Below are 571 nucleotides of genomic sequence, written 5' to 3'. Positions count from 1 at the left end.
TTGGGAAATCTCATCTTGAGGGGGGCTTCACGCTTAGATGCTTTCAGCGCTTATCCCGTCCGCACTTAGCTACCCAGCTGTGCTCCTGGCGGAACAACTGGTGCACCAGCGGTGCGTCCATCCCGGTCCTCTCGTACTAAGGACAGCTCCTCTCAAATTTCCTACGCCCACGACAGATAGGGACCGAACTGTCTCACGACGTTCTGAACCCAGCTCGCGTACCGCTTTAATGGGCGAACAGCCCAACCCTTGGGACCTACTTCAGCCCCAGGATGCGATGAGCCGACATCGAGGTGCCAAACCTCCCCGTCGATGTGGACTCTTGGGGGAGATAAGCCTGTTATCCCCAGGGTAGCTTTTATCCGTTGAGCGATGGCCCTTCCATGCGGTACCACCGGATCACTAAGCCCGACTTTCGTCCCTGCTCGACTTGTCAGTCTCGCAGTCAAGCTCCCTTTTGCCTTTGCACTCTTCGAATGATTTCCAACCATTCTGAGGGAACCTTGGGGCGCCTCCGTTACTCTTTAGGAGGCGACCGCCCCAGTCAAACTGCCCACCTGACACTGTCCCC

Annotated in this window: 1 rRNA gene; it reads right to left on the bottom strand. The window is 56.9% G+C overall.

What is annotated here, in order from left to right:
• A 23S ribosomal RNA gene (locus MJ257_RS24640) occupies positions 1-571 on the bottom strand; the annotation flags it as partial.

The organism is Paenibacillus timonensis, from assembly GCF_022427145.1.
Lineage (GTDB): Bacteria > Bacillota > Bacilli > Paenibacillales > Paenibacillaceae > Fontibacillus > Fontibacillus timonensis.
Note: the sequence above shows the minus strand (reverse complement) of the source record. Positions and strands in the feature narration are given on the sequence as shown.